General features: G+C 69.4%; 3 protein-coding genes. All 3 read right to left on the bottom strand.

The annotated features are described in order from the left end of the window. Positions 1–468 precede the first annotated feature (468 nt). Entirely contained in the window at positions 469–1,353 is an 885-nt protein-coding gene (gene lepB, locus ETD96_RS43260) for a signal peptidase I (RefSeq protein ID WP_240808642.1), read from the bottom strand. A 168-nt stretch (positions 1,354–1,521) separates the two neighbouring features. Next, entirely contained in the window at positions 1,522–1,872 is a 351-nt protein-coding gene (rplS, locus tag ETD96_RS43255) for a 50S ribosomal protein L19 (protein WP_067632127.1), read from the bottom strand. 118 nt (positions 1,873–1,990) lie between these two features. After that, on the bottom strand, positions 1,991–2,617 hold a 627-nt coding region (gene trmD / locus ETD96_RS43250), incomplete at its 5' end, for a tRNA (guanine(37)-N(1))-methyltransferase (RefSeq protein WP_138642267.1).

Genomic DNA, 2,617 nt, shown 5'->3' with positions numbered 1-2,617 from the left:
AGGGCCAGAAGACCTACGGGTGGGCCGAAGCCCTCAACGAACTCGCCGACGCCTACCCAGACCGCATCCAGTAAAGACAACCAGACCCACAACAAGATCATCTTTACACACTTCGAGTTACAGGCTCACCCCTGCGCCGGTGAGGTTACGCCGCTACGCCAGGAGAACATGTGTGGCGCGATGTCACGTTCGTACGGCGCGCATGACTTGCCTGGAGCTCAAGCACGGCGCGCGGTGCCTTGCGGAGGTCACACGCCGTCCGGCCGGCTTGCAGTCACGACGTGTGGCTGGCCCGGGTCCCGTGGCCATGCGTGGCGTTGCGGCGCGATGTGCACCGCGCGATGGCGTGCCGCAGCGTGGTGGCGTCGCGTGGCGCGGCGTGTTGCGCGCGGTGGCGCGGCATGGCTGCCGTGGCTGCCGGTGCTGCGCGCGGTGGGGGTTGGGGTCTTTGGTGCGCGGGTGTGGTGCTTAGGGGTTCTTGGTGTGGTGGCGGCGGCGTAGGTAGGCGAGGGGGAATGTGATGAGGACGCCCAGGGCGTAGGGGGTGGCGGGTGCCGCTAGGGCCGCTGATTTCTCCAAGGCTGGTTGCTTGAAGGTGGCGGGGATCGGGAGGGTGCCGATGCGGTCCAGGGGCCAGACGATGACGAAGGCGCGGCCGATGACGCGGTCGATCGGGATGGTGCCGCCGCCGGGGTCGCCGCGGTGGGAGCGGGAGTCGTAGGAGAGTTCGCGATGGTCGCCCATGACCCAGAGCTGGCCCGGCTTCACGGTGACGTCGAACGGGTCGTTGGACGGCTTGTTCTGCTCGTGCGTGATCGGGTCGGTGAAGATGTAGGACTTCTCGTCCAGCGGAACGCCGTTGACGGTGACCCGGCCCTTGGCGTCGCAGCATTTGACGTGGTCGCCGGGGATGCCGATGACGCGCTTGATGTAGTCCTTCTCGTTGGGCGCCACACCGAACGCGGTGCCGATGGCCCGCAGCACCTTGGAGACGGGGTTGCTCGGCTCGTTGACCTGGACCTCGGGGTCCCAGGAGTCGAGGCCGTTGAAGACGATGACGTCGCCGCGGGCGATGTCGCGGGTGTGGTAGACGATCTTGTTGACGAGGACGCGGTCGCCGACCTGGAGGGTGTTCTCCATCGAGCCGGACGGGATGTAGAACGCCTGCACCGCGAACGCCTTGATGACGAGCGCCAGCACGACGGCGACGACGATCAGGACGGGGAGTTCCTTCCAGAACGACCCCTGCTTCTTCTTGCCCTTGCCGTCGTCTTCGGCGTCGTCGGCCTGCTCCCCGGCCGAGTCCACGGGCTCCTTCTCTTCGGGCACCGCGCCCTCGGCCTCGGATCGCACGTCTCTCCGATCGTCCTCGTCAGTCATCAGAGCGAAAGCCTAGCGGCGCCGAGCCCGCGGGGCGCCGCCCGCGGGCGTGTCGCCGACGCCCGGGCCGGTCGCGTCCGTCCGGAACGGGCAACGCCCCGGGCACCCTCTCGGGTTCCCGGGGCGTCGTGGTCCATCGGCTCAGTGCTCGCGCTTCTCCTTGATGCGCGCGGCCTTGCCGCGCAGGTTGCGCAGGTAGTAGAGCTTGGCGCGGCGCACGTCGCCGCGGGTGACGACCTCGATCTTGTCGATCGAGGGGCTGTTGAGCGGGAACGTCCGCTCGACGCCGACGCTGTAGCTGACCTTCCGGACGGTGAACGTCTCGCGGGCGCCGCCGCCCTGCCGCCGGATCACCACGCCCTGGAAGATCTGGATACGGCTACGGTTTCCCTCGGTGACGCGCACGTGCACCTTCAGCGTGTCGCCCGGACGGAAGTCCGGGACGTCGGCGCGCATCGCGGCCTTCTCGATCTCCTGGATCAGGGTGTGCATCGCAGCGGTTCCTCGTGGTCGAACGCGGGCGTCGAGAGGCCCCGGTGGGTCTTTCGTGGGGGCGTCGCGCCGCGGAAAATGGTCTTCGGGTGCCATGCGTTCTCGACGCACGGACGCTCTAGTCTGCCATACCTTCGCCGTCAACCGGAAAACCGGCCTCGCGGAGGACGTCGCGGTCCCGCCTGTCGAGGTCCTCCGGGGCGAAGCGGCCCAGGAGTTCGGGACGGTGCCGGGCCGTCCGGCGGAGTGCCTCGTCGCGCCGCCAGCGCGCGATCGCGCCGTGGTGGCCTGAGAGGAGGACCTCTGGGACCGGCCGGTCCCGCCAGACTGGCGGCTTGGTGTAGACGGGGCCTTCCAGCAGCGACTCCATGGCGCCGGGGGCGAAGGAGTCGTCCGCGACCGAGTCGGCGTTGCCGAGGACGCCGGGCAGGAGCCGTCCGATCGCCTCGATCATCACCAGCACCGCGACCTCCCCGCCGGCGAGGACGAAGTCGCCGAGGCTGACCTCGTCCACAGGCATGCGAGTGCGGGCCTCCTCGGCGACACGGGAGTCGATGCCCTCGTAGCGCCCGCACGCGAACACCAGCCAGGGCTCGGCGGCGTACCGCACCGCGTGCGCCTGTGTGAAGGGGCGTCCGCTCGGTGTCGGAATGATCAGCCGCGGCCCAGGTGGTGTGGTGCTCGGTCCCTCTGGTGTTGCCGAGGCGGGCGGTGGGGTGCCGGACGGTGACGGGGTGCCTGGGGG

It is taken from the genome of Actinomadura geliboluensis, from assembly GCF_005889745.1.
Classification (GTDB): domain Bacteria; phylum Actinomycetota; class Actinomycetes; order Streptosporangiales; family Streptosporangiaceae; genus Spirillospora; species Spirillospora geliboluensis.
The sequence above is the reverse complement of the archived record's forward strand: the minus strand, read 5'-3'. Positions and strand labels throughout refer to the sequence as shown.